The 21,038-nt window shown below is 59.4% G+C and carries 16 protein-coding genes and 1 pseudogene; 9 read left to right on the plus strand and 8 right to left on the minus strand.

Features of this window, described 5'->3' with window-relative positions; genetic code table 11:
* Positions 1-14 precede the first annotated feature (14 nt).
* The 6 genes and pseudogenes from BMY54_RS13295 to BMY54_RS13320 all read left to right on the plus strand — a co-directional run bounded on the left by BMY54_RS13295 (position 15) and on the right by BMY54_RS13320 (position 6,647).
* On the plus strand, positions 15-1,091 hold the full coding sequence (locus BMY54_RS13295) for an alpha/beta hydrolase family protein (RefSeq protein ID WP_093433183.1): 1,077 nt from the start codon (positions 15-17) through the stop codon (positions 1,089-1,091).
* A 2-nt stretch (positions 1,092-1,093) separates the two neighbouring features.
* Positions 1,094-1,504, plus strand: a pseudogene (locus BMY54_RS13300) (GFA family protein).
* A gap of 48 nt (positions 1,505-1,552) precedes the next feature.
* Positions 1,553-1,936 carry a hypothetical protein gene (locus BMY54_RS13305; protein WP_093433186.1) on the plus strand — a complete coding sequence of 128 codons (384 nt, stop codon included), beginning with the start codon at positions 1,553-1,555 and terminating at the stop codon, positions 1,934-1,936.
* A 106-nt stretch (positions 1,937-2,042) separates the two neighbouring features.
* The gene (gene yghU / locus BMY54_RS13310; RefSeq protein ID WP_093433188.1) at positions 2,043-2,882 is read left to right on the plus strand and encodes a glutathione-dependent disulfide-bond oxidoreductase; all 840 of its coding nucleotides are present in this window, start codon (positions 2,043-2,045) and stop codon (positions 2,880-2,882) included.
* Between the two features lie 256 nt (positions 2,883-3,138).
* Entirely contained in the window at positions 3,139-5,316 is a 2,178-nt protein-coding gene (locus BMY54_RS13315) for a TonB-dependent siderophore receptor (protein ID WP_093433191.1), read from the plus strand.
* A 137-nt stretch (positions 5,317-5,453) separates the two neighbouring features.
* A complete protein-coding gene (locus BMY54_RS13320) occupies positions 5,454-6,647 on the plus strand; it encodes a GAF domain-containing sensor histidine kinase (protein ID WP_093433195.1) in 1,194 nt (397 codons plus the stop codon).
* Here BMY54_RS13320 and BMY54_RS13325 read toward each other — a convergent pair.
* The 3 genes from BMY54_RS13325 to BMY54_RS13335 form a co-directional block, all read right to left on the minus strand.
* Complete coding sequence (locus BMY54_RS13325) at positions 6,644-7,285, minus strand: LysE family translocator (RefSeq protein WP_093433198.1); 642 nt, start codon at positions 7,283-7,285, stop codon at positions 6,644-6,646. The genes BMY54_RS13320 and BMY54_RS13325 overlap by 4 nt on opposite strands.
* Positions 7,286-8,286: 1,001 nt before the next feature.
* Entirely contained in the window at positions 8,287-8,628 is a 342-nt protein-coding gene (locus BMY54_RS13330; RefSeq protein WP_093433200.1) for a hypothetical protein, read from the minus strand.
* An 86-nt stretch (positions 8,629-8,714) separates the two neighbouring features.
* Positions 8,715-9,359, minus strand: a complete 645-nt coding sequence (locus BMY54_RS13335; RefSeq protein WP_093433203.1) for an ATPase — start codon at positions 9,357-9,359, stop codon at positions 8,715-8,717.
* A gap of 171 nt (positions 9,360-9,530) precedes the next feature.
* Here BMY54_RS13335 and BMY54_RS13340 point away from each other — a divergent pair, with 171 nt between their 5' ends.
* From BMY54_RS13340 to BMY54_RS13350, 3 genes are all read left to right on the plus strand, one after another.
* Complete coding sequence (locus BMY54_RS13340) at positions 9,531-9,779, plus strand: hypothetical protein (protein WP_093433206.1); 249 nt, start codon at positions 9,531-9,533, stop codon at positions 9,777-9,779.
* Between the two features lie 147 nt (positions 9,780-9,926).
* Positions 9,927-11,084 (plus strand): GGDEF domain-containing protein, encoded by a 1,158-nt coding sequence (locus tag BMY54_RS13345; protein WP_093433209.1) that lies wholly within the window; start codon positions 9,927-9,929, stop codon positions 11,082-11,084.
* Positions 11,085-11,092: 8 nt separating this feature from the next.
* Positions 11,093-11,587, plus strand: a complete 495-nt coding sequence (locus BMY54_RS13350; RefSeq protein WP_093433212.1) for a PaaI family thioesterase — start codon at positions 11,093-11,095, stop codon at positions 11,585-11,587.
* A 55-nt stretch (positions 11,588-11,642) separates the two neighbouring features.
* On the opposite strand, the gene BMY54_RS13355 is transcribed toward BMY54_RS13350, so the two are convergent.
* The 5 genes from BMY54_RS13355 to BMY54_RS13375 all read right to left on the minus strand — a co-directional run bounded on the left by BMY54_RS13355 (position 11,643) and on the right by BMY54_RS13375 (position 20,662).
* Positions 11,643-11,906 carry a PAAR domain-containing protein gene (locus tag BMY54_RS13355; RefSeq protein ID WP_093433215.1) on the minus strand — a complete coding sequence of 88 codons (264 nt, stop codon included), beginning with the start codon at positions 11,904-11,906 and terminating at the stop codon, positions 11,643-11,645.
* A 52-nt stretch (positions 11,907-11,958) separates the two neighbouring features.
* Positions 11,959-12,366: an Imm1 family immunity protein gene (locus tag BMY54_RS13360; RefSeq protein WP_093433218.1), complete on the minus strand. Its 408-nt coding sequence runs from the start codon at positions 12,364-12,366 to the stop codon at positions 11,959-11,961.
* A gap of 5 nt (positions 12,367-12,371) precedes the next feature.
* Positions 12,372-17,099: an RHS repeat-associated core domain-containing protein gene (locus BMY54_RS13365; protein WP_093433221.1), complete on the minus strand. Its 4,728-nt coding sequence runs from the start codon at positions 17,097-17,099 to the stop codon at positions 12,372-12,374.
* A complete protein-coding gene (locus tag BMY54_RS13370) occupies positions 17,096-20,020 on the minus strand; it encodes a type VI secretion system Vgr family protein (protein WP_093433224.1) in 2,925 nt (974 codons plus the stop codon). The genes BMY54_RS13365 and BMY54_RS13370 overlap by 4 nt, the downstream gene beginning before the upstream one ends.
* Positions 20,021-20,146: 126 nt before the next feature.
* Entirely contained in the window at positions 20,147-20,662 is a 516-nt protein-coding gene (locus tag BMY54_RS13375; RefSeq protein ID WP_008084998.1) for an Hcp family type VI secretion system effector, read from the minus strand.
* Positions 20,663-21,038: the final 376 nt, after the last annotated feature.

Consider the following 21,038-nt stretch of genomic DNA (forward strand, 5'->3'; position numbering starts at 1 on the left):
GGAAGATAACAACAATGAAAAAAACGCTCGGTGCCCTACTACTGATCTGCTTGAGCAGCCACGCCTTCGCTGACGCCCAACCCGTTGGTTTCCAGTACGCCACGCTGGCGGATCCGCGCAATGAGCGCCCGGTAGAAATGGTCGTCTGGTACCCGAGTGCGACCACCGCTGCGACACCACAATTGTTCGGCGACAACCCGGTATTCGTCGGCGCCCCTGCGGTGCTCAACGCCCCGGCCGCCAAAGGCGAGCATCCATTGGTTGTGCTATCCCACGGCAATGGCGGGAGCTGGATCAACCAGACGTGGTTGGCCAGCGCGCTGGCCCGTCAGGGTTACATCGTCGCAGCGGTCAACCACCCCGGCACCACCAGCCGTGATCGCAGCCCGCAAGCCGCAGCGCAGTTGTGGCAGCGCCCCGTTGACCTCAGCCGCGCCATTGATGCGGTGACGGCGCAACCGGAGAAATTCGGCGCAGTGACCCAGGATCGCATTGCCATAGTCGGCCATTCGCTCGGCGGCTGGACGGTCCTCGAAGCCGGCGGCGCGCGCTTTGACCCCGAGCGTTTTGCCGAAGACTGCAAGGTTCACACGCAACTCGCCAGTTGCACCGCTTACCAACAAATGAACACTGCAAACACCGCGCAAGCGAAAGCTCAATTGGCCGCCGACTGGCGTGACAAGCGCGTCACTGCCGTGGTTTCACTGGATCTGGGCCTGTCGCGCGGGATGACCGACGCCAGCCTCGCGGCCTACCCCGTGCCGATCCTGGTGATCGCTGCTGGCGTGCCGTCGAAAGAACTGCCCGCTGAACTGGAGTCCGTCGACCTCGCGAAACGTCTGCCAAAAACCTCATCGCGTTATGTCGAGATCAGCGACGCCAGTCACTTCAGTTTCATGGCAATCTGCAAACCTGGCGCCGTGGCCATGCTCGACGAGGATGTACCGGGCGACAGCATCATCTGCACTGATGGCGAGGGCGGCCGCCCACGCGCGCAGATTCAACAACAGGTGATTTCCCTGATTACCGGGTTTCTGTCGCAGTCACCTGCCCCCTTGAAACAAGCCATTACCTACAAGGATTCGCAATAACAATGCTCACGCCCTCCCCTCAGACCTTCCGGGGCAGTTGCCTGTGCGGAGCGGTGAAATACCAGATCCGTTCACGGCCCAAGGCGCTTTCGCATTGCCATTGCAGCCAGTGCCGCAAAAGCCACGGCGCGGCGTTTGCCAGCTATGGCAGCGTGCAGCGCCAGAACCTGGAGTTGCTGGAAGGTGCTGACCATCTGAAGTCGTATCAATCGTCTGAATCGGTACAACGCCAGTTCTGCACGCACTGCGGCTCGTCGCTGTTCTGGGCAAGCAATCAAGGGGAGTTCAACGGCTGAATCTCGGTTGCGCTGGGCACGCTCGACACGACGTTCACCACGGAAAAACAGCAACATGTGGAAGTCACGTCGAAGGCGCCGTGGTTTGAAATCAAGGATCAATGGCCGCAGCGCTGAGGCTGAAAGATTCATTTATCAGACGTTGCTTCACCCGTTGGAGATCAGATGAAACGCTCAAAAATTGCGGCGTTGGCTGCGCTGGTAATGGCCGCAATAACCGTCATTTCACTGCAGATGTTTCTGTACGACGCCGAGATAACCATGGCTCAGGCATCCATGGGCAGCGTGCCTGTCCAATTGGTCGCACAAATCCTGATCACCATCGCCACTCATCTGTTCGTCGTCCTGATGGTGCCAACGCTCTTGATCGCCTACAGGAGGTACCTCGCCGGCTATGCGGTGCTTGCCCTGTCCCTCGCGGCCTACGCCCAGATGACCACAGGGCTGGGTGTGATCGGGCCGATGATCGCGGTCATCGCCGTCTCGATCCTGGGTTTTTATGGTTTCAGAAAAGCCAGCGAATGGATTCGCTACCTGCGCGCGAAATGACTGATGAGACCGATCAATCGCACTCTGGATCAGGAAGCGGGTTCTGTGGTGTGCTGTCTATTATCAGCGAGGTATTTTTTCCACTTGCCAAGATGAGGCCCCTTACATGAGCAAAGCACCGTACGTTCCGCCCCAGGTCTGGAAAAACGAAGCCCCGTCCGGTGGCCAGTTCGCCAGTATCAACCGGCCGGTTGCCGGGCCGACCCATGACAAGACGCTGCCAGTCGACAAGCATCCGTTGCAGCTCTACTCGCTGGCCACGCCCAACGGCGTCAAAGTGACGATTATGCTGGAGGAGCTGTTAGCGCTGGGGCACAGCGCTGCCGAATACGATGCCTGGCTGATCCGCATTGGCGAGGGCGATCAGTTCTCCAGTGGTTTCGTCGAGATCAACCCGAACTCGAAAATCCCCGCGCTACTGGACCGTAGCGTTGAGCCGCCGATTCGTGTGTTCGAATCCGGTTCGATCCTGCTGTACCTGGCGGAAAAATTCGGCGCATTCCTGCCGAAGGATCCGGCGGGCCGCACCGAAACCTTGAACTGGCTGTTCTGGCAGATGGGCTCGGCGCCCTACCTGGGCGGCGGTTTCGGACACTTCTATGCCTATGCGCCGGAGAAGATGGAGTACCCGATCAACCGCTTCACCATGGAAGCCAAGCGGCAACTGGACGTGCTCGACCGGCGTCTGGCCGAAAGCGCCTATCTGGCCGGCGACAGCTACACCATCGCTGACATCGCAGTCTGGCCGTGGTACGGGCAATTGGTGCGCAACAACGTTTATTCGGCGGCCGAGTTTCTCGCCGCTCACGAGTACACCCATTTACAGCGCTGGGCCGAGGACATCGCCCAGCGGCCGGCGGTCGTTCGTGGGCAACGCGTCAATCGCACCTGGGGTGATGAAACAACCCAAGTACCCGAGCGTCACCAGGCTGAAGATTTGAACTGACAGCCCTTTCATCACGTTCAGCAGCGGGCCGATCACAAGCGTTTGTGATCGGCCCGTTTTGCTTCTATCTCGCCCCCGAAAAACCACGACTCTGCGCCAACCCGCGCCGTAGAGCGCCCGCCCGATTGTGAAAAATTCGTTAACTAACTGAGCCGTACGCCTTTCTTCACCCGGAATGATCTGACAGACTAATGCGAATAATTCCTACACGCACTCGCACTGGATTCGTTTTCGTATCATTTGGGGAAGCAGATTGATGTCGTTTTGCACCATACACCGCCGCTCAAACCGTTCACCAAACCTGTTGGCACTCGCCATTTGCATGGCCAGCATCACACCGGCGCTGGCCGACGAGGCAACACCTGCCACGTCTGAAACAGCCGCGCCGGCCACGCTGGAACTGGACGCGACAGAAATCGGCGCGACCCAGATGAGCAGCACCACCGAAGACACCCAGTCCTACACCACCGGCCCGATGCGGACGGCGACCAAGCTGTCGCTGACCATGCGCGAAACACCCCAAGCAGTAACAGTGATCACCCGTCAGCGCATGGACGACCAGAACATGACCAACATCAACGACGTGGTGAAAGGCACGCCGGGACTGTTCCTCAGTCAGGCCAGCGGCCCGGGTCGGCAGACTTACAGCTCGCGCGGTTTCGACATCGACACCATCATGTACGACGGCCTGCCGAGCTCCTATTCGCCGTTCTCGATGGCGGTGCAACCGAATCTGGCGATGTTCGACCGCGTCGAAATTGTCCGTGGTGCGACCGGCCTGGTCACCGGCGCCGGCAACCCTTCGGCGGCGATCAACCTGGTGCGCAAACGCCCGACGGCCGATCAGCGTGTAACCCTCACCGGCGCCGCCGGCAGTTGGGATGACTACCGTGGCGAGATCGACGCCTCCAGCCCGTTGAACGAAAGCGGCACCCTGCGTGGCCGGGTGGTCAGTTCCTATCAAGGCGCCGACAGCTTCCGCGACAAGGAAGAAAACGACCACGGCCTGTTCTACGCCATCGGTGAAGCCGACCTCAGCGACAGCACTACCGCGACCCTCGGCTTCTCGCGTCAGAACGAACAGACCAACTATTTCTGGGGCGGCCTGCCGATCGGCACCAACGGCCACCACCTCGACCTGCCCCGCTCCACCTACCCGGGCACCGACTGGGAAAACCGCAAGCTGCAGATCGATACTGTGTTCGGCGAAGTCGAGCATCGTTTCGACAACGACTGGAAACTGCACGTCGCCGGCTCGTCCTCGACCCTCGACGGCGAGTTCTCCGGGACTTACCTGTCGCGTTACGCCGGCCCGCTGGAAACCACGGCCTATCAATCCCATCACACCGACAAGCAGCGCTCGCTCGACGTGTTCGCCAGTGGCCCGTTCGAAGCGTTCGGCCGCAGCCACGAACTGGTGGTCGGCGCCAGCAACCGGGTGTATGACGCGACCACCAAGGAATACGATCCGTACACCACGGCCTGGCCGATTGGCGCGCCCAAGCCTGATTTCGTACGGGACGGCAAAACCCGCACCGTCACCACTCAGGACGCCGTCTACCTGACCACCCGCCTGAGCCTGGCCGACCCGCTGACACTGATTCTCGGCGGCCGCCTCGACTGGTACGACTACGACGACCGCACGGCCGATGGCGACTACAAAGTCACGCGTAACCTGACCCGTTATGCCGGCCTGATCTACAAACTCGACGACCATCATTCGGTGTACGCCAGCTACACCGACATCTTCACCCCGCAAACCCAGAAGGACCTCGGCGGCAAGGTGCTCGAACCGATCGTCGGCGAAAACTACGAGGTGGGCATCAAGGGCGAGTACTTCGACGGCGCCCTCAACGCCAGTCTGGCGGTGTTCCAGATGGACCAGACCGGTCGTGCCACCCAGGCCGACAATCAGTTCGGTTGCCCGGTCCTGACCTGCTACGGCTCATCGGGCAAGGTACGCAGCCAGGGCGTGGACATGGAACTGCAAGGCGCGCTGACCGACAACTGGCAGGTCGGCGCTGGCTATACCTATACGCGCGCGCACTACATCAAGGACGAAAACCCGGCCAACAACAATCAACGTTTCGAAACCGACACGCCAGAGCATCTGTTCAAGGTGTCCACCGTCTATCGCTTCCAGGGTCCGCTGCAACACTTGCGCGTGGGTGGCAACGTTTACTGGCAGAGCCGCATGTACAACGACGTCGCTCTGGCCAATAACGGCAGCTACCGCCTTGAACAGGGCGGCTATGCGGTCACCGACCTGATGGCCGGGTACGAGGTCAACAAACACCTGGATCTGCAGGTCAACGCGAACAATATCTTTGATCGCGTCTACTACTCGGCCATCGGCTCCAATGTTACGTGGGGCTCCAACGACAACTACGGCAACCCGCGCAGCTATATTCTGACGGCGAAGTACAAGTTCTGAGTCGCTGACCTTCTGATCAGCAACAAACAAGGGCGCCGGGGAAAGCCACGGCGCCCTTGTACTTTCTGGCCTCTTCATTAGTCATGAGCAGCAATAACCGTTAGTCTCTGAGCGAACTCTTCACGAAGCATCGCGCCATGACCAATCCGGCCTTTACCCCTGACATTGACGCGATCCGCAGCATTGACGCAGTGCCAGTCATCCTGAGCATGGTCAAACACCTCACTGGCATGCGTTTCGCCGCAGTCGCGCGGGTCACCGAAAGCAACTGGGTGGCATGCGCTGTCGATGACTCCATTGATTTCGGGCTCAAACCCGGTGGCGAACTGGTACTTGAATCGACCATCTGCCACGAGATCCGCCAGCATAAGCAGCCGGTGATCTTCGGGCACGCCAGTGCGCACCCGGTTTTTTCGCTGCACCACACGCCGAAAACCTATGGGCTGGAAAGCTACATCTCCATTCCCATCGTCAAAGCCAATGGCGACTTCTTCGGCACGCTGTGCGCCATCGACTCGGTCCCGGCCAATATCGACGAACCCGCCATCACCAAAACACTGACCCTGTTCGCTCAATTGATCGCCATGAACCTGGACACGCAACGCCATCTGGAAGCGACCCGAATCGAGCTGAACAACGCCAATGAACTCGGGCGCCTGCGCGAGCAATTCATCGCCGTTCTCGGCCACGACTTGCGCACACCACTGAGCGCGGTGCGCATGAGCGCTGACTTGCTGGAAAGCAAAACCGAAGACAAACGTTCACTCAACCTGATTGCGGCGATTCGCAACAGCTCGGTGCGCATGGGCGTGTTGATCGAAAACATCCTCGACTTTGCCCGAGGACGTCTGGGTGGCGGGATTCCGGTGCAGCGCAAGTTGGTGGACGACTTGCAGCACACCCTGCAATTGACCCTCGCCGAAGTCCAGGTCTCCCATCCCAAAGCGGTGTTTATCCATGAACTGGATGTGCCGGCGGGCATTTATTGCGATGCGCTGCGCATCAGCCAATTGCTTTCCAATCTGCTGGGCAACGCGGCCACCCATGGCTCGAACAGCGCGCCAATCGTCCTCAAGGCGTATGCGGAAAATGACGAGATCGTGATCTCCCTGACCAACCAGGGCACACCGATTCCAGCGCAACTGCTGCCACTGCTGTTTGAACCGTTCTCCCGCGCCGAGGCCGGGCAACGTTGCGAGGGTTTAGGGCTGGGGCTGTATATCGCCTCGCAGATCGCGATGGCGCACAACGGTACCTTGAGCGTGACCTCAGGCGCCGAGTCGGGAACCTGCTTCGTGGCGAGACTCCCGGCCCGGTACAAATGGCTTTAAGCCGCCTGCCGCCGCATTGTCAGAATCGCCGCGCCAAAACCGATAAAGGTCGAACCAACCACACGACTGACCCAACGGGACAACGCCGGACGGGTCAGCACGCCCTTCGCGCGCGAAGCCAGCGCGGCGTACACACTCAGTGACGACACTGACAACGCCATGAAGATCGAGGTCAGGATCAGGAACTGCGGCAGCAACGCCGCGCCCTGATCAATGAACTGCGGAAACAACGCAGTAAAAAACATCGTCGCCTTGGGATTGGTCACCGCCGTCAGGAACGCCGACTTGTACAGCTTGCCGCGAGTCGGTCGCACCCTGCCCGCCTCACCTTCAATCCCATCCGGCAGCATCGGCCCCTTTTTGAACAATTGCTTGACCCCGAGGTAGAACAGATACCCGGCCCCGATGATCTTCACCGCGTTAAACAGCACTTCAGAACTGGCCAACAACGCCCCCAACCCCAACATCGCCGCCGCCGACAAACAGAACAGCCCACTGGCATTGCCCAGCGACGACCAGATCGTGCTGCGCTGCCCGTGAGCCAGACTGTTATTGATCGCCATCAACGTCGCCGGCCCCGGACTGGCGATGGCAATTGCGGCGACCAGAGTGAAGGTCAATATCGAGTGAGAATCCATTTTCGCTGCTCGCAAGGTTGAAGATGCCGCATCTTACAACAACCGACTGCATAGCCCAGATCAAAAGCCCCTCACCCTAACCCTCTCCCGGAGGGAGAAGGAACTGACCGAGGTGATTGCCAGAGTCATGCCGACGTGAAATACCGAGCTGAACTCAAATCCAGAAGCAGATCAAAAGCCCCCTCACCCTAACCCTCTCCCGGAGGGAGAGGGAACTGATCGAGGTGATTGCGAGAGCTACGCCGACGTGAAATACCGAGCCGAACTCAAATCCACAAGCAGATCAAAAGCCCCCTCACCCTAACCCTCTCCCGGAGGGAGAGGGAACTGATCGAGGTGATTGCGAGAGCTACGCCGACGTGAAATACCGAGCCGAACTCAAATCCACAAGCAGATCAAAAGCCCCCTCACCCTAACCCTCTCCCGGAGGGAGAGGGAACTGACCGAGGTGATTGCGGGAAATACACCGACATGAAATACCGAGCTGCACTCAAATTCGGAAGCAAATCAAAAGCCGCACCCACCCCGCTCTCTTCACCACTCAACAGGATGAGCGTTAGCTCGGCTGCAGCTCTTGATCTTGACGCACCGGCCCCGTCGGCAGGCTGAGTGGAGGGATTGATCCGGGTGTGGGAGCGCAGCGACCGTTTGGCGAAGCCAAACACAGCGAGAGGAGGTGCAGCGAAGCAAACCGTAGGCGCTGCGCCCGGATCGATCCCGGAGCGAAGGAACCCCGAGCCCCAGCGAGCGGGCCGAACGCCGGGGCCCAGCCTTTTGCTTACTTTTCGGCGTCTGGAAAAGTGAGTCGCTGTAAGAGCGAAACCGCCAGCGGCGACACCCGCAGAAACGGATATTCACAAAGAACACCCAGAGCATGGTCGGCCCAAAGGCCGCCAAGCCAAAACAAAAAAAAGCCCCGCAACCACACAAGGGCGCGAGGCAAAAAATTGGTTGGTTGCGGCCAACCAAAGGAGCTCAGTCAATACGTAAAAAAGCCAAAATCAGATGCAATCCTGCGCCGCCCGCTCAAAACTCGAAGGCAAAAGATTCGAAGCCAGCAAATGGCGCTCATAGATAAACACCTTGCCGCCATTACCGGCCTTATAAGCCTCCAGCACGTTGTCAGCAGAAATCTTGCTCGGCACCACAATCCGATAACTACGCTGAGTCTGCGAAACCGTCGGATTCAACGCACTGCCCTGCAACTTCGGCACAACACAATCGGCGTACTGCGCAGGCGTCTTGCTGGTCTGCAACGTCAGGCTCGGATTGTTCGGCGCCGAAGCGCAACCGGCGAGCAGCAAAGAGGCAACGGCCAGAGCGGGCAAAAATAAAAGACGCATCGGTGTCATCCTGAAAATAAAGGTTCGGTTCAACCGGCAACGGTTCAGCCTCACGGAGCCGCCGTCGCCATTTATGTTTTAAGTGATCAGCTCGACGCCACCAGCGCCTTGAGCGACACATCGAATTGCTTCAACGCGTTGAGTTGCAGGTCACGCTGCTTGCCGATCTGTGCAGCGATGGCCGGTGCCGCCTGGTTATGCACCCAGACCGAAGGCAACTGCTTCTCGACGGCGCCTTCTGCCTTGCCGATGTATTGCAGGTCGGCGTCGTAGAAGCGTGCGGTAAAACGCGCTTCAACCAGACTGTTGCGCTGCGTCAGCAAGCGGTTGAAGGTGTCGAGCTTCACCACCACGTCCGGATGCGCCTGTACCAAAGCATCAAGGTTGTCGTAAACGGTCACCGACAAGAACTGCTGTTGCAGCGAACTCACCAGCCAGTCGATGGCCAGCTCCGGATCGGAACTGTCGACGAACGCTTCACGAATCCGCGAATCCAGCGCGTCTTTCGCGCCGTTGACCGCCATGTTGTGGTAACGCTCAAGGTATTGCAGGTTGTCCAGGGTGTTCTCGCTGAGCAACACACCCACGGTTTGCGAATGCTGCAACGTGGCGCTGCTGCCCGTGATGGTCTGGAAGTGACACGACCCGGCGTCGGCTGCGTAAGTCGGAGCTGTGAACAGTGCGCCGCCTGTCAGCAGGGCGACAAAAGCCAGTCGGGTCAGGGTGTTCATCGCGCAAATTCCTTGAGCTGCGTGTTCGATGGAAGCGATTTTCCGCCGAATGCCGACAAAGCAGAACTTGCGTTTCGTGATGGTCACTATTACTTCTAGCAATAGTTGCGTGACGTGCAGACTGCTACACACTCAACCACAACGAGAAAAACAGCCCGTGAGGAGTTCGCCTTGAGAACGTTTGACCTGATCCGTGACGCCGTTCTGCCCGATTTTCGCGAGCGTGTGGCCGAATACCTGGTTCAGTACGAAAGCGTATTGCTGGACAAAGGCATTACCGACCCGCAGCTCATCCAAGACACCGCCAACCAGTTGCGCGGTTACCTGCGCGGGCTTAACACCACCCGGGTGCTGGGCATGGCCTATTGGGAAGAGCTGGATCGCCGAGTTGTCGACACCTGGCTTGAGCCCAAGCCATGACCGATCGGCACGGCGGTCAGGGCGGCGGCGAGCGACCGCGCCCTCCCCGCTGCCAATGATCTGCGCGGCAACACGACCTCTGCGAAAAAACCGCCCGAACGCTTACAATCGCCGGTCAAACTGCCACTCAGACAGGCTCATCAAGAAATGCCGCTCGACCCACCTACGATGCTGACCCTTTCCATCGCCCTCGCAGCCGCCGCAGCGCTGTACCTGGCGATCGAATGGCGCAGCATTCGTGAGCCTTCGCTGCTGTTCTGGAGCGCCGGTTTCGCCACCATCACGGTCGGTTCCACCCTGGCCCTGCTACGCAGCAGCGGCTTTTTGCTGATCGGCATCTGGTTCGCCAACGGCCTGCTGGTGACCGCGCATTTCCTGTTTCTGCTCGGCGTGGCGCGTTTCACGCAGATACGCTTGTCGACGGCCTGGTACCTGATCTTTGTCACCTGGCTGGTCTTGCTGCTGTTGCCGGAGGGGCCGCTGTGGTCGAAGGTCATGCTGGCGGCCAATTCGTTGCTGGTGGCGCTGTCGACCCTCAAGGCCAGCTCGCTGCTGCGCCCCCATGGCAAATCGTTGAGCGTCGGCGCGGTGCAGTTGCGCTATGTGCTGCTCGGTCACGGGCTTTTCTACGTGGCCAAAGCGCTGACTGTGGTGATCCCCGGCACGCTGATCGATCTGGCGGCGTTTCGCGGCGAGATCATTCAGATTTCCCTGGTCGAGGGCGCGATGGCAATCATGTTGATCGCCCTGTCGATGACCGGCACCGAGCGTTATCGCCGCGAAAAACAGATCGCCCGCCTCGCCGAACGCGACCCGCTGACCGCTTTGTATAACCGCCGCGCCCTGGAAAAACGCGCGCCGCGCCTGTTCGAACAGGTTTCGCCGGCGCATCCCGGCGCCTTGCTGCTGATCGACATCGACAACTTCAAACTGGTCAACGACCAATACGGCCACACCGCCGGCGATCGTTTGCTGATTACCTTGAGCGAGATGATCCGCTCGGTGCTGCCGCGCAATGCGCTGACCGCACGCCTGGGCGGTGACGAGTTCGTCATTTTGCTCAGCAGCACCTCAGGTGAGCGCGTCATGGAACTGGGCAACGCGTTGCGTGAGCAGTTTCTGAGCATGACCTCCCAGACGTTCCCGACCACCGCTGCGGTGACCCTGAGCATCGGCGCTAGCCTATTCGACAAGCCGCCCGCGCACCTGACGGCGCTGATCGAACAAGGCGACGCCGCCCTCTACGAATCGAAACGCGGCGGACGCAATCGTCTGCGCCTGACCGGACTCACCCCTCCAGGATAATAAAAACCATGTCCAGCCTCGTTACCCCTTTGCAAGACCTCGCAGCACCCGAAGGCGTTTGCTACGGCTGCGGTGGCCGCAACCCGCACGGTCTGCACGTCAAAAGCCGCTGGCACGAAGACGGTGTTCACGTGATCGCCGAACACCTGCCGGACGCCAAGTACTGCGGCTGGCCGGACCTGGTCTACGGCGGCCTGCTCGCGATGCTGGTCGACTGCCATTCCAACTGGACGGCCATGGCCTACCACTACCGCGCCGAACACCGCGAACCCGGTAGCCTGCCGCGCATCGACTGCGTCACCGGTAACCTCGGCATCAAATTCATCAAGCCGACACCGATGGGCGTGACGCTGACTCTGCGCGCGAAAGTCGAGGGTGACGTCGGGCGCAAGACCCGGGTGATCTGCGAGGTGTTTGCCGGGGAAGTGCTGACGGCGGTGGGCGATTCGGTATTTGTGCGTGTCGATACCGGGCAACTGGCGGATGCGGCACACGGGCGATAAACCTGGCGAGACTGCCTGGCTTGTCAAACCGTTACCGGCAGGCCCTGGCGACTGTTCAACTGACCACAGCCCCTTTGGGGCCGCTGGCAATCAGGGCGGCGCCACAAGCGGTTTTCATGCCGTCCAACGCCACAGGCGTGCCATCAACGGTGTAAGTGCTACTGCCCTCGGCGATGGGGAAAATCCCTTTGCACAGAGGGCAGCTTACCTTGTGTCCGACACCGGCAATGGGCTTGCCATTGAGATCGGTTTGAGAGAATGCCTCAAGGACCGTGCCACCATGCGTGGTGGAGTCACCCAAGCGAATCGCGTCTTTCACAGCATCACTCCTTTGCCGTTCAATCAGGCCCGACGGTCTGACCTTCGCCCCCTCATTCTTCAATCTCCCACGCCAATCCCGGGTCCGCTTTGCCGTGTTCGCAAAAATACAGCAACGCTTTCCGGGCACTTTCTTTGCCGACAACCTGGTTTTTCGGGTAACTCCCGGACTGCCCACCGACGACGACATCAACCGTCTCATCGCTTGATGCATCAGGAGTAGTCAGTGTGTACAGCTTCTCGTCGACGTTGACCGCGATAAACACAACATAGCGATGGTCGTTCCCCCCGCCCACGCTCATGTAGTTATCGTCATCGAGCAAAAACAGTGTCGAACTGCACGCCTTTCCATCCAGTCGATCCAGAGTTTCGAGTACCTTTGCGCGGTCGGGACTCAAGTGCTCTCGCTCTTTGAAAGTCTCGCCCTTTGCTTCGTCTTCTATGATTTTTTCCAGCTTCATGATCACTACTTCGTTGGTGTGTAAGTTCGGCTGCCACTGGGTGAATGCACGGTAATATTACATCCCAGATTTCGAGCCAGTGAACGAATACCCCCTGCGCCCGGCAACCCACAAGCCTTGCACGGATCGCGGTCGACCCACATTTCGGCACTTTCGGCTTTACCTGCCATGCCCGCATTCACGGCATGTTGCACCGCTTCAGCCTCCGCGTGGGTTTTGGTTTGCGCATTTACCCGATCGAGGGTAATCGCCGTCTTGGGATTCTGATCACCTGAGTTTATACCCTCGAAACTCTGACCATTGACCCTCAATAAAGACAATGTCGATGTGTCATTGGCAGAACCTGCGACGGGTAGACCCAAGGCTTTCCTGCGGTCAGCCAGTTGCTGCCGTGGATCACAGGTTTCCAGGCCCAGCGGATCGATCCAGCCCGTCGGGTTTGGTGCATAGACATAAAGATTCAAGCCACCGGCATAGCTGATCGGGTCTTTGCTGATGAAACGACCGACCTGCGGATCGTAGTACCTGTAGCGGTTGTAATGCAGGCCCGTCTCATGGTCATGGTACTGCCCCTGAAAACGCAGTGGATTCGTCAGCCCTTGTTGCCTGGCACGATCTGAACGCTGTTCCTGAACTTGGCCCCACGCCTTGTATTGCGCACTCCAGACGATTTCACCTCGCTGGTCAGTCAGTTCCTGTGGCGTGCCCAAGTGATCGCACTGATACCAGCTCAACTCATCGATCGGTTGGGCCTTGGGTGCGTGGTTCCACAACGGATCATCGTCCAGTCGATATTCGTCGCTGTAGTCGGGCTGCTCCGACAGTTTGATTGCCTGATGCCGCAGTGCCTGAACGACAGGCACAAAGGTGCCAGGCTCGTACACGTAATGCACGGTACGACCATAGTCACCATCCACCTGTGCCAGGCTACTTTCCCAGGCTAGAACGTCACCGTCCCAACCGTATAACGTGAAGCCGCAACCCGACTCGCGCTGCTTGCGTGCGTATTCGTGATGGTTCCATTGAGAGCCGGCTTCAGGGTGCTGTTTAAAGTGCGCACGGGAGTGTTTGTAAACCCTGCGGCCCAGCGCATCGTAGGCGTAATCGACCTCCAGACGGGCGTCGTCAAAATGCACCAGACGGTCGAACAGATCCCAGCGCAGCCGGCTGTAACTGCCGTTATGCCAGCGCTGGATCAGGTTGCCCCGCTCGTCATACTCATAATGAGTGCCGGCGTACTCGCGCAGCAGGTTATCCAGAAGCTTGCTGCGGGTCGGGTCCTGATCCAGCGGGCGTCGGGTTTGCCGGGCCGTATCGTCGAGCAGATTGCCAGCCGGGTCGAAGGCAAAGGTTTCCACACCCAGGCGACTGCTCGCCTGAAGCAGACGACCGACCGGGTCGTATTGATAAGCCAACGTCCCTCGGCGAGTATCGTCAATACCGCGCAACTGACCTGCCGCATCGTACTGATACTCGCGTTTGAGGACAGTGCGCTTATCGTCGGCGCGCCCCAGCAGTTGCTCCTGCAAACGTCCGGCGGGGTCCCACTGCTGGGTTTGCAACAGATGATTGCCCTGATGCCGCGCAACTTCACGATGCAGGTCGTCGCGCTCGAAACCGATAAGGTCATGTTCATCGAGGCGCATGCCCAACAGATGACCGCTGCCGTAAGTCAGCCAACTGACCCGATGACCGTCCGGACGCAGCGTGGCCACTCGCTGATTGAGCGCATCGTATTCATGTCGCCAGATCGCGACCGAGGGTTTTTCCAACCCCAGAAAATGCTGATGTTCGCGCAGCAGGTTGCCAGCCGGGTCATGGAACCACTGCAAGCGGCTCTGATCGTTACTGGCCAGCACCAGGTTGCCGTTACCATCGTAGGCGAAGGTTTCCGCTTGCGACTCGCTGCCCTGCGTCGCCAAACGGCTGATCATCCGGTTCATCGGGTCAAACTGGAATTCGGTGAGGCGCTCGCCGTCGCGAATGGAGGCCAATCGCCCGGTCTCGGTGTCATAGCGATAGTGTTTGCTGCGCCCATCGAAGCCGGTTTCATGGAGCAAGCGCCCTACCGGATCGTACTCGAACTGCACCCGCTGCTGGTTCTCGTTTTCCAGGGCGGTCAGCCGCCCCAGTCGGTCCCAGCGATAGCGCAACGTCTGCTCCGTGGCATCCACTCGCTCGGCCACCAGCCCCGCAGCCGTGTAACGCCAGGAGGTGCAGCGGTCCAGCCCGTCGACATGCGCCAGCAAACGACCTTCAGCATCGTAAGTGAAACGTTCTTCGGTTTTATCCGGATGCCTGATCAGCACCCGCTGGCCGGCACGGTATTGGTACTCGGTACTTTGCCCGGCCGCGTCGGTGAAGCAAATCAACTGCCCAAGACTGTTGTACTCCCAGGTACTGGCCTTGCCGGAGCAGTCGGTATATTTCGTCAGTTGACCGGCATCGTTGTATTCAAGTTTCTTCTCGGCGCCGTTGGCGTCCTTGATCGCTTTGAGCAGGCCTGCCGAGGTGTAGGCGTATTCGGTCTGGTTGCCCAATGGGTCAATGGCTTTCTCCAGATTGCCGTGAGCATCATAGTCGCGCAGCCAGAGCCCGCCTTCGGCGTCGCTGATCTTGATCAACTGATCTTGATCGTCATACGCAAAATGCACGACGGTGTCGTCGGCACGAATATGCTCAAGCACATTGCCCCGTTCGTCATAGCTGAAGCGGTCGATGCTGCCGTCGGTGTGCACATGGCGCACGACGTTTTTCGCCTCATCGCGAAACAGCCATTCCGAGCGTTCATCCGGGTGTCGAATGCGATAGGTGTAGCCAAGGATGTCGTAGTAGTGCCAGGTCTCGTTGCCATGGGCATCGGTGACATACGTCAGGCGGATGTTTTCGTCCCATTCCAGCCGGGTATCGAAACTGCCGTCATCCGCCCATTCGCGGACGGCTTTGGCATCAGCGCCCTGACCTTGCCATTGCAGGTTCATCCCGCGCCCGGTGCGATCGGTGTAACGCGTGACCAGATGGTGCTGGTATTGATAATTCCAGGCCGCGCCGTTTTCATCCTGGGCCTGGATCAGATCACCGCTGGTGTCGTAGCGATAGGCACACAATTGACGCTTGGGTGCACCGTCGCGAATTTCCCAGAGACCGATCAGGTGTCCTTGCGCGTCGAGCAGGGTGCCGAGCTGCAAGTGGACGTTGCTGATATCGCCTTCGTAGGTAATCAGATCCGACAACACCGCCTCGTCGTCATGACGGTGTTCGTAGTGAAGCATGACCCCGGCACCGCTGCGCAGGACGATACCGATCAGCACGTAACGCTGACCGCGGCGCACGTAGGTTTCCTTGCGCTCGATACCGCTGCACAGCACCAGCCGGTTTTCGTCGACCCGCACCAGCGTCAGGCTTTCAACCGGGTCGTAATGGGCCTCACCGACTTTGGGCAGTGGGTAATTGTGGCTACGTCCATCTGCCGCGTGAAACACCAGGCCGTCATCGACGCGATCGAAACGGGTGGTGAATTCGGTAATCCAGCGAGCGCCCATGTCCCCTTTGTCATAGGCCTCCAGGCGCGAGTAATACGTGCGCGTCCAGTTGATCGGGAACGGGCCCGGCAGGCTGAAATCAGTGTGACGGAAAGTCTCCGAGCCCATCGAGAAACTGATGCTGTGCGCGGTAATCGGGCACACCACGTTTTTTCTGCAATTAGGGTCGGCTTTCGCCCCGGCTTGCTTGGACTGCATCTCAAGCTGACCTTCCCCGGCCTTGCGCTTGGCCTGGGTGGTGCCGCCGGGTTTGACGTTCGTACTCTGACCATGCGCCTTGCGCTTACGCCAGGTGACCACGGCGCCACCGAGCATCTGCAACAGCCAGCCGATGGAGTGTTGAACACCCGGATCGCTGAGCTTCTTCAGCTGTGTTCGCAGCTCTACGCCCAAAGTCCGCAGCATGGACGTATTGCTGAGCACCAATGCCTTGGCTTTTTCCGGCAGCAGGTTTTTCGCTGCGCTGTTGGCTACGCCTTTGCCGGCGGCCTTGTAGGCACTGAACGCTGCACCAAAGATGTTGCCGATGGCCGCTTTGGGGTCATGCAGTAACTGGCTGCGCGCCGCCGTGATCTTTGAACCCGCAGCGTTGAGGTCGCCCTTGGCATCGAGTTTGCCATTGACGACGGTTTCCAGCCCCTTGGCAATCTCGTTCACCGCGCTCTGGCCCAGTTTGCCAGCGTCGTCGAGAATGCCAGCGAGTTTGGGCTGCGCCTGTTTTACGAAGTCATCGATCGTGCCGACAATGGTCGCGTTCAAATGCCCGATCAACACTTCGATCAGCGAATCACCCAGAAGCATCTTCGCGCTGTTACGCAGTTCCTGGCGCACCAGGCCCAATGTCGGACGCAGCGTCATGCGTGCCGATGCCATGGTTGGAGGGGCCGGCAGTACGCCAATCAGGTTGATCCCCAGGCTGACCCAGTCCAGCACTTGGCGCTGCTTGCTTTTGGCCAGGGTCACGATGTCGCCAAGGGCGTCGACCAGCGCCATGATGTTACCCACCACCGGCAAGGCGCCGGCAACGTTCTTCACACGGTCGAGCGTGACAACCCCGCCACTGATCGACTGCAGCCAGGCATCGAATTTGGCGGCGCCGCGACCGACGTCTTGAATATCGATGGTGTTGAGCGGAACGACAGCAACCTGGGGTTCACGTTTTTTATCGGGCGCAGGAGTCGGAGTAGTCATGACATGAACTCATCTGGCAGCAAGCTTGAGGCCGGACTCAGGCCGGGCGTTTGAATCGCGTTTTTGGGCAACGAAACGGCAGGCAAACTCGGCAACTTGCCGTTCTTGCTCGCGGCGCCGAGGATGCTCGACGCACTCGGCAACGCCGCACTCGCCAATTTCGGCAATCCAGCCGCGCCACCCTGCACAACACCCTTAACCTGCTGCGCTGTTTGCATCGCACCTTGCGCCGTCTGCATCGCACTCATCCCTGTTTGCGCCATGTCCTTGCCCTTCTCCAACATGTCCCAACTCTTGCTCGGCAAGACCTGCGCGACCATCGCCTGCACTTGGCTCGGCACGTCTTCAGCCCCCGGCGGATTCAACGGCCACTCAGGTTTGCCGATGTAACTGCCATCGCTCCACGTATCCGCCGGATCCTTGCCGAACAGCACTTGCGCCGGCCCCGGTGCGGCGCCGGTGACGCTGGCGAAACCTTTGCCATCGAGCTTGCCCTTGATGCTTTTGCCCAGGGCATCGATGACTTCATAATCGCCTTCCTTGATGCCCTGACGCCCGGCGTACTGGTTGAACAATTCCAGGTTGCCCTTGCCCGGTTTCGGCGGTTCCGGGAATATCCCGGCCAAAGATTTCGCGCCGGTGTAGGCGAAGTTCGCCGCGTGCGCGGTGTACGGGCCGCTGGTGGCGTGGGTGATGCCGCCGGCGTTGTAGGTGGTGGCGCTGCCGCCGCCCTGGATCACCAGTTCGGTTTTCGCGGTGATGGTGATGCGGTCGGCGTTGGCGGTGATGTTGAGTTTGGCCAGCAGGTTGATGCTGTCCTTCAGCGCGCGCACATCGATGTCGCCGGAGGCCGCGACCAAGCGCCAGCCCATGCTTTGCACGAACAGGCGCATGCCCCGACTGGCGCTGGCCAGCAGGCGTTTGCCGATCGACAGGCTGGTGTGGCCGGTGCTGCTCAATGCCAAATGTTCGCCAGTGGCGATGTGGCTGGAGCGCGGCGTGGACAGGGCGATGCCGGCCGGGCTGGCGAGAACCAGATGCGGCTCGGTGAACTCGGGAAATTCGTTGGCGGTGAGGTTTGCCGGACCGCTGCCGAGCACGCCTTGATGCTGCGCGTGCAAGGCCTTGGCCACGTCGTCCTGGTCGCCCGCCTCCTGGGCTTGCAACTCTTTGGCTTGAACGGCGAATCCATCTTGCTGATCGCTCGCAGTCGCGAGACGCTCGGCGGTTTCCGGCAGATCCTTGTGGTGCTTCGATTCGTTTGGACGCGGCTCAGTCGTTATGAGAAGGCCGGCGGCCGCACGCACCGCACCTTGGCGGTCGGTTCGCAACTCGAAACCTTCACCGCGCGGCTGACCACCGCTTGGGCGCGGATGGGTCAGGTAACCGAGGTTGATCGCGCTCGCGCCGTGATCACTGCGCAGCGCGATGCTGATCTCGCTGGTGGTGTCGTCGATGCGCAGTTCGTTGGCGCGGCTGCCCTTGTATTCCTTGCTCTTGACCGTGGCCAGGGTCTTGAAATCCGGCAGCTTGTACGGCGGTAGATTCGCGCCGTGGTACAGGCAACCGGTGATCAGCGGCTGATCGGGATCGCCCTCGAGGAAGGTGATCAACACCTCCATGCCAACCCGCGGAATATTGATCGAACCAAAGGTTTCCGCCGCCCAGCTCGATGCCACCCGCATCCAGCAACTGGTCATGTCGTCGTGCTTGCCTTCGCGGTCCCAGAAGAACTGCACCTTGACCCGGCCATACTGGTCGCAGTAGATCTCTTCGCCTTCCGGGCCGCAGACCACGGCACTCTGGGTGCCGAGGACTTTTGGTTTCGGGTGATCGAGCGGCGGACGGTATGGCACGTCCCACGGGATCGCGCTGAAGCGGTTGCGGTAGCCCTGATGGAAATCGTCCTTGAGGTCGGTGGTGTCGCTGGTCACCGACTCTTCCAGTACTTGCGGTTGTTTGCCCTCGTGGAAGATTTCGGTGAGCAGCCACAGGTCGTTCCAGGTCGAGTTGGCGTGCTCGGTCAGGGCAAGGAAATGTCCGCTGACCAGAATCGGCTGATCGCTGTTGCCTTCGGCCAGACGATAGTCGCTGCGATGACGTTCCAGCGCGCGATTGGCCAGGTGTTTGCCGCGCTCGCGATCAACGAAACGACCCGGGTAATCGTAGTCCTCGAGGTCCGGCTGCGCGCTGCTTTTGGCGTCGCTTTCCAGCTCGATCTTCGGTTTGACGAAGTCGTAATCGCGCCGCGTGGTGCGGCTGGTGCGGGTGGCCAAACGCAGGCCGAAGCGCTTGACCACCGGTTTGTCGGCGACCAGTCCGGAGTCCTGCTGATAGGCCACTGGCGCGAGTTTCGGGAACACCGTCTGGTCATCGCCGAAGGTAAGTTTGTGGCCGCTGGCGGTGTGCTGGAAGTGGTAGTGAATGCCCTCTTCTTCACACAGGCGCTGGATGAAATCCAGGTCCGATTCGTCGTACTGCACGCAGTAGATCCGTTCCGGATAAATCGCGCTGAGCTGGAAGTGGTAATCGCTGGCGAGAATGCCGTGCTCTTCCAGCACCTGGCTGATGATCTGCTGCACGGTCATCTGCTGGAAGATGCGCTGGTTGACTCGATGCGCGAGGTAGGCCAGTTGCGGGCGCAGGTAAATCTTGTAGCGCGTCAGGCGCTTGCCCGCCTCGCCCTGGGCAATGCTGTAGACCAGCCCGTGAATGCCAGTGCCAGTTGGCGACAGCTGAAGAAACGCCAGTTTGTGCAGCACGCTTTCGAGGTTGATCGAGGCCTTTTCGCTGACCAGTTCCAGCTCGAATTCGAACGGCGTGTTAAGGGCCTCACGACCGGTGAACGACAGCACCTGAAAGTCGCTGTCGACACCATCAACGGTCAGATTGAAATGAGGCTGGTTGGCCGGTGAGAACATTCCCTTGTCCCTCGCGCAGTGCTGCAACACGCCTCAGGGTGCAAGAGCCTGAGGCGAAGAATTGCTTGATCGAACAGTGAACTCGACCAGTCAGACTGGTCGAGTCGGTATCACTATCAGCCGCGATTAAACGACTGGAGCACGCCAGTCATCGGAGCCCGAAGTACCGGAGACTTCGTGGGTCCAGGTGATTTTGCGGTAGGTGAACTGCACTTCTTCCAGGTGGGTGAAGTGCGCGTTGCCTGGATCCTGGCAGTTGTGCATTTTGTTGTTGATGGCGACGATGATCGCGTCTTCCAGTTTGGTGGTGTAGTAATGCTCTTGGGTGCCTTGCGCCGAAGTGCGGTACCACTGGATAACGATTTCGCTCATGCGCTCGCCGGAGGTCAGCGCTGCTTGCAGCAGCGGCGAAGCCTTGTCGTAGACCTTGGTGATCACAACTGGCTTGTGCACGCGCTGACCGGTTGGCTGACCGGATTGCGGGTCACGCGGGATGATCACGTCGTGGGTGAACGCCTGAACCATCACCTGGTCTTCGTGGCCTTCTTGAAAGGTGTTGCCAACGGAATCGGCAGTAAATGCGCCGGCAGTGATCAGGCCTTGTTTTTCGCCAGTGACGGACATGTACGCGGGGGTTGCCATGGAATGCTCTCCTTGCTCAAAAGACACAAGCGACAGGCACCATTGCCTGTCCGTGCGAATTTGGATATATCAACTTTCATGCCAGTCATTACATTGCCATTGTTCATCAACAACTTGTGTAAACAACTTCAACAAAAGTAGCTATTGCAGCCAGGAAGAGTCGTCGTAAGTGCGCAACTTCTTGCGCAGTACTGCGCAAGAAGTTGCGCACTTGGCTGCACGCCCTGAACGGCGTGGCCTGTAGCGATTTTCAGGAATGTTTTCTGGAAACAACTGCGCAACTTCTTGCGCAGTTGCTAAAAAGCGTTTTCATTGTCAATCGACGAAAAATTTCCAGATAGCCTTACTCTCGTTGACGTTGCATCAACGCAGTTTT

Source organism: Pseudomonas sp. ok266, assembly GCF_900110195.1.
Classification (GTDB): Bacteria; Pseudomonadota; Gammaproteobacteria; order Pseudomonadales; family Pseudomonadaceae; genus Aquipseudomonas; species Aquipseudomonas neuropathica.

What these genes read in the sequence shown, in the direction of transcription:
- BMY54_RS13295 (WP_093433183.1), top strand. Translation starts at nt 15, where the DNA reads ATGAAAAAAACGCTCGGTGCCCTACTACTGATCTGCTTGAGCAGCCAC.
- BMY54_RS13305 (WP_093433186.1), top strand. Translation starts at nt 1,553, where the DNA reads ATGAAACGCTCAAAAATTGCGGCGTTGGCTGCGCTGGTAATGGCCGCA.
- yghU (WP_093433188.1), top strand. Translation starts at nt 2,043, where the DNA reads ATGAGCAAAGCACCGTACGTTCCGCCCCAGGTCTGGAAAAACGAAGCC.
- BMY54_RS13315 (WP_093433191.1), top strand. Translation starts at nt 3,139, where the DNA reads ATGTCGTTTTGCACCATACACCGCCGCTCAAACCGTTCACCAAACCTG.
- BMY54_RS13320 (WP_093433195.1), top strand. Translation starts at nt 5,454, where the DNA reads ATGACCAATCCGGCCTTTACCCCTGACATTGACGCGATCCGCAGCATT.
- BMY54_RS13325 (WP_093433198.1), bottom strand. Translation starts at nt 7,285, where the DNA reads ATGGATTCTCACTCGATATTGACCTTCACTCTGGTCGCCGCAATTGCC.
- BMY54_RS13330 (WP_093433200.1), bottom strand. Translation starts at nt 8,628, where the DNA reads ATGCGTCTTTTATTTTTGCCCGCTCTGGCCGTTGCCTCTTTGCTGCTC.
- BMY54_RS13335 (WP_093433203.1), bottom strand. Translation starts at nt 9,359, where the DNA reads ATGAACACCCTGACCCGACTGGCTTTTGTCGCCCTGCTGACAGGCGGC.
- BMY54_RS13345 (WP_093433209.1), top strand. Translation starts at nt 9,927, where the DNA reads ATGCCGCTCGACCCACCTACGATGCTGACCCTTTCCATCGCCCTCGCA.
- BMY54_RS13350 (WP_093433212.1), top strand. Translation starts at nt 11,093, where the DNA reads ATGTCCAGCCTCGTTACCCCTTTGCAAGACCTCGCAGCACCCGAAGGC.
- BMY54_RS13360 (WP_093433218.1), bottom strand. Translation starts at nt 12,366, where the DNA reads ATGAAGCTGGAAAAAATCATAGAAGACGAAGCAAAGGGCGAGACTTTC.
- BMY54_RS13365 (WP_093433221.1), bottom strand. Translation starts at nt 17,099, where the DNA reads ATGACTACTCCGACTCCTGCGCCCGATAAAAAACGTGAACCCCAGGTT.
- BMY54_RS13370 (WP_093433224.1), bottom strand. Translation starts at nt 20,020, where the DNA reads ATGTTCTCACCGGCCAACCAGCCTCATTTCAATCTGACCGTTGATGGT.
- BMY54_RS13375 (WP_008084998.1), bottom strand. Translation starts at nt 20,662, where the DNA reads ATGGCAACCCCCGCGTACATGTCCGTCACTGGCGAAAAACAAGGCCTG.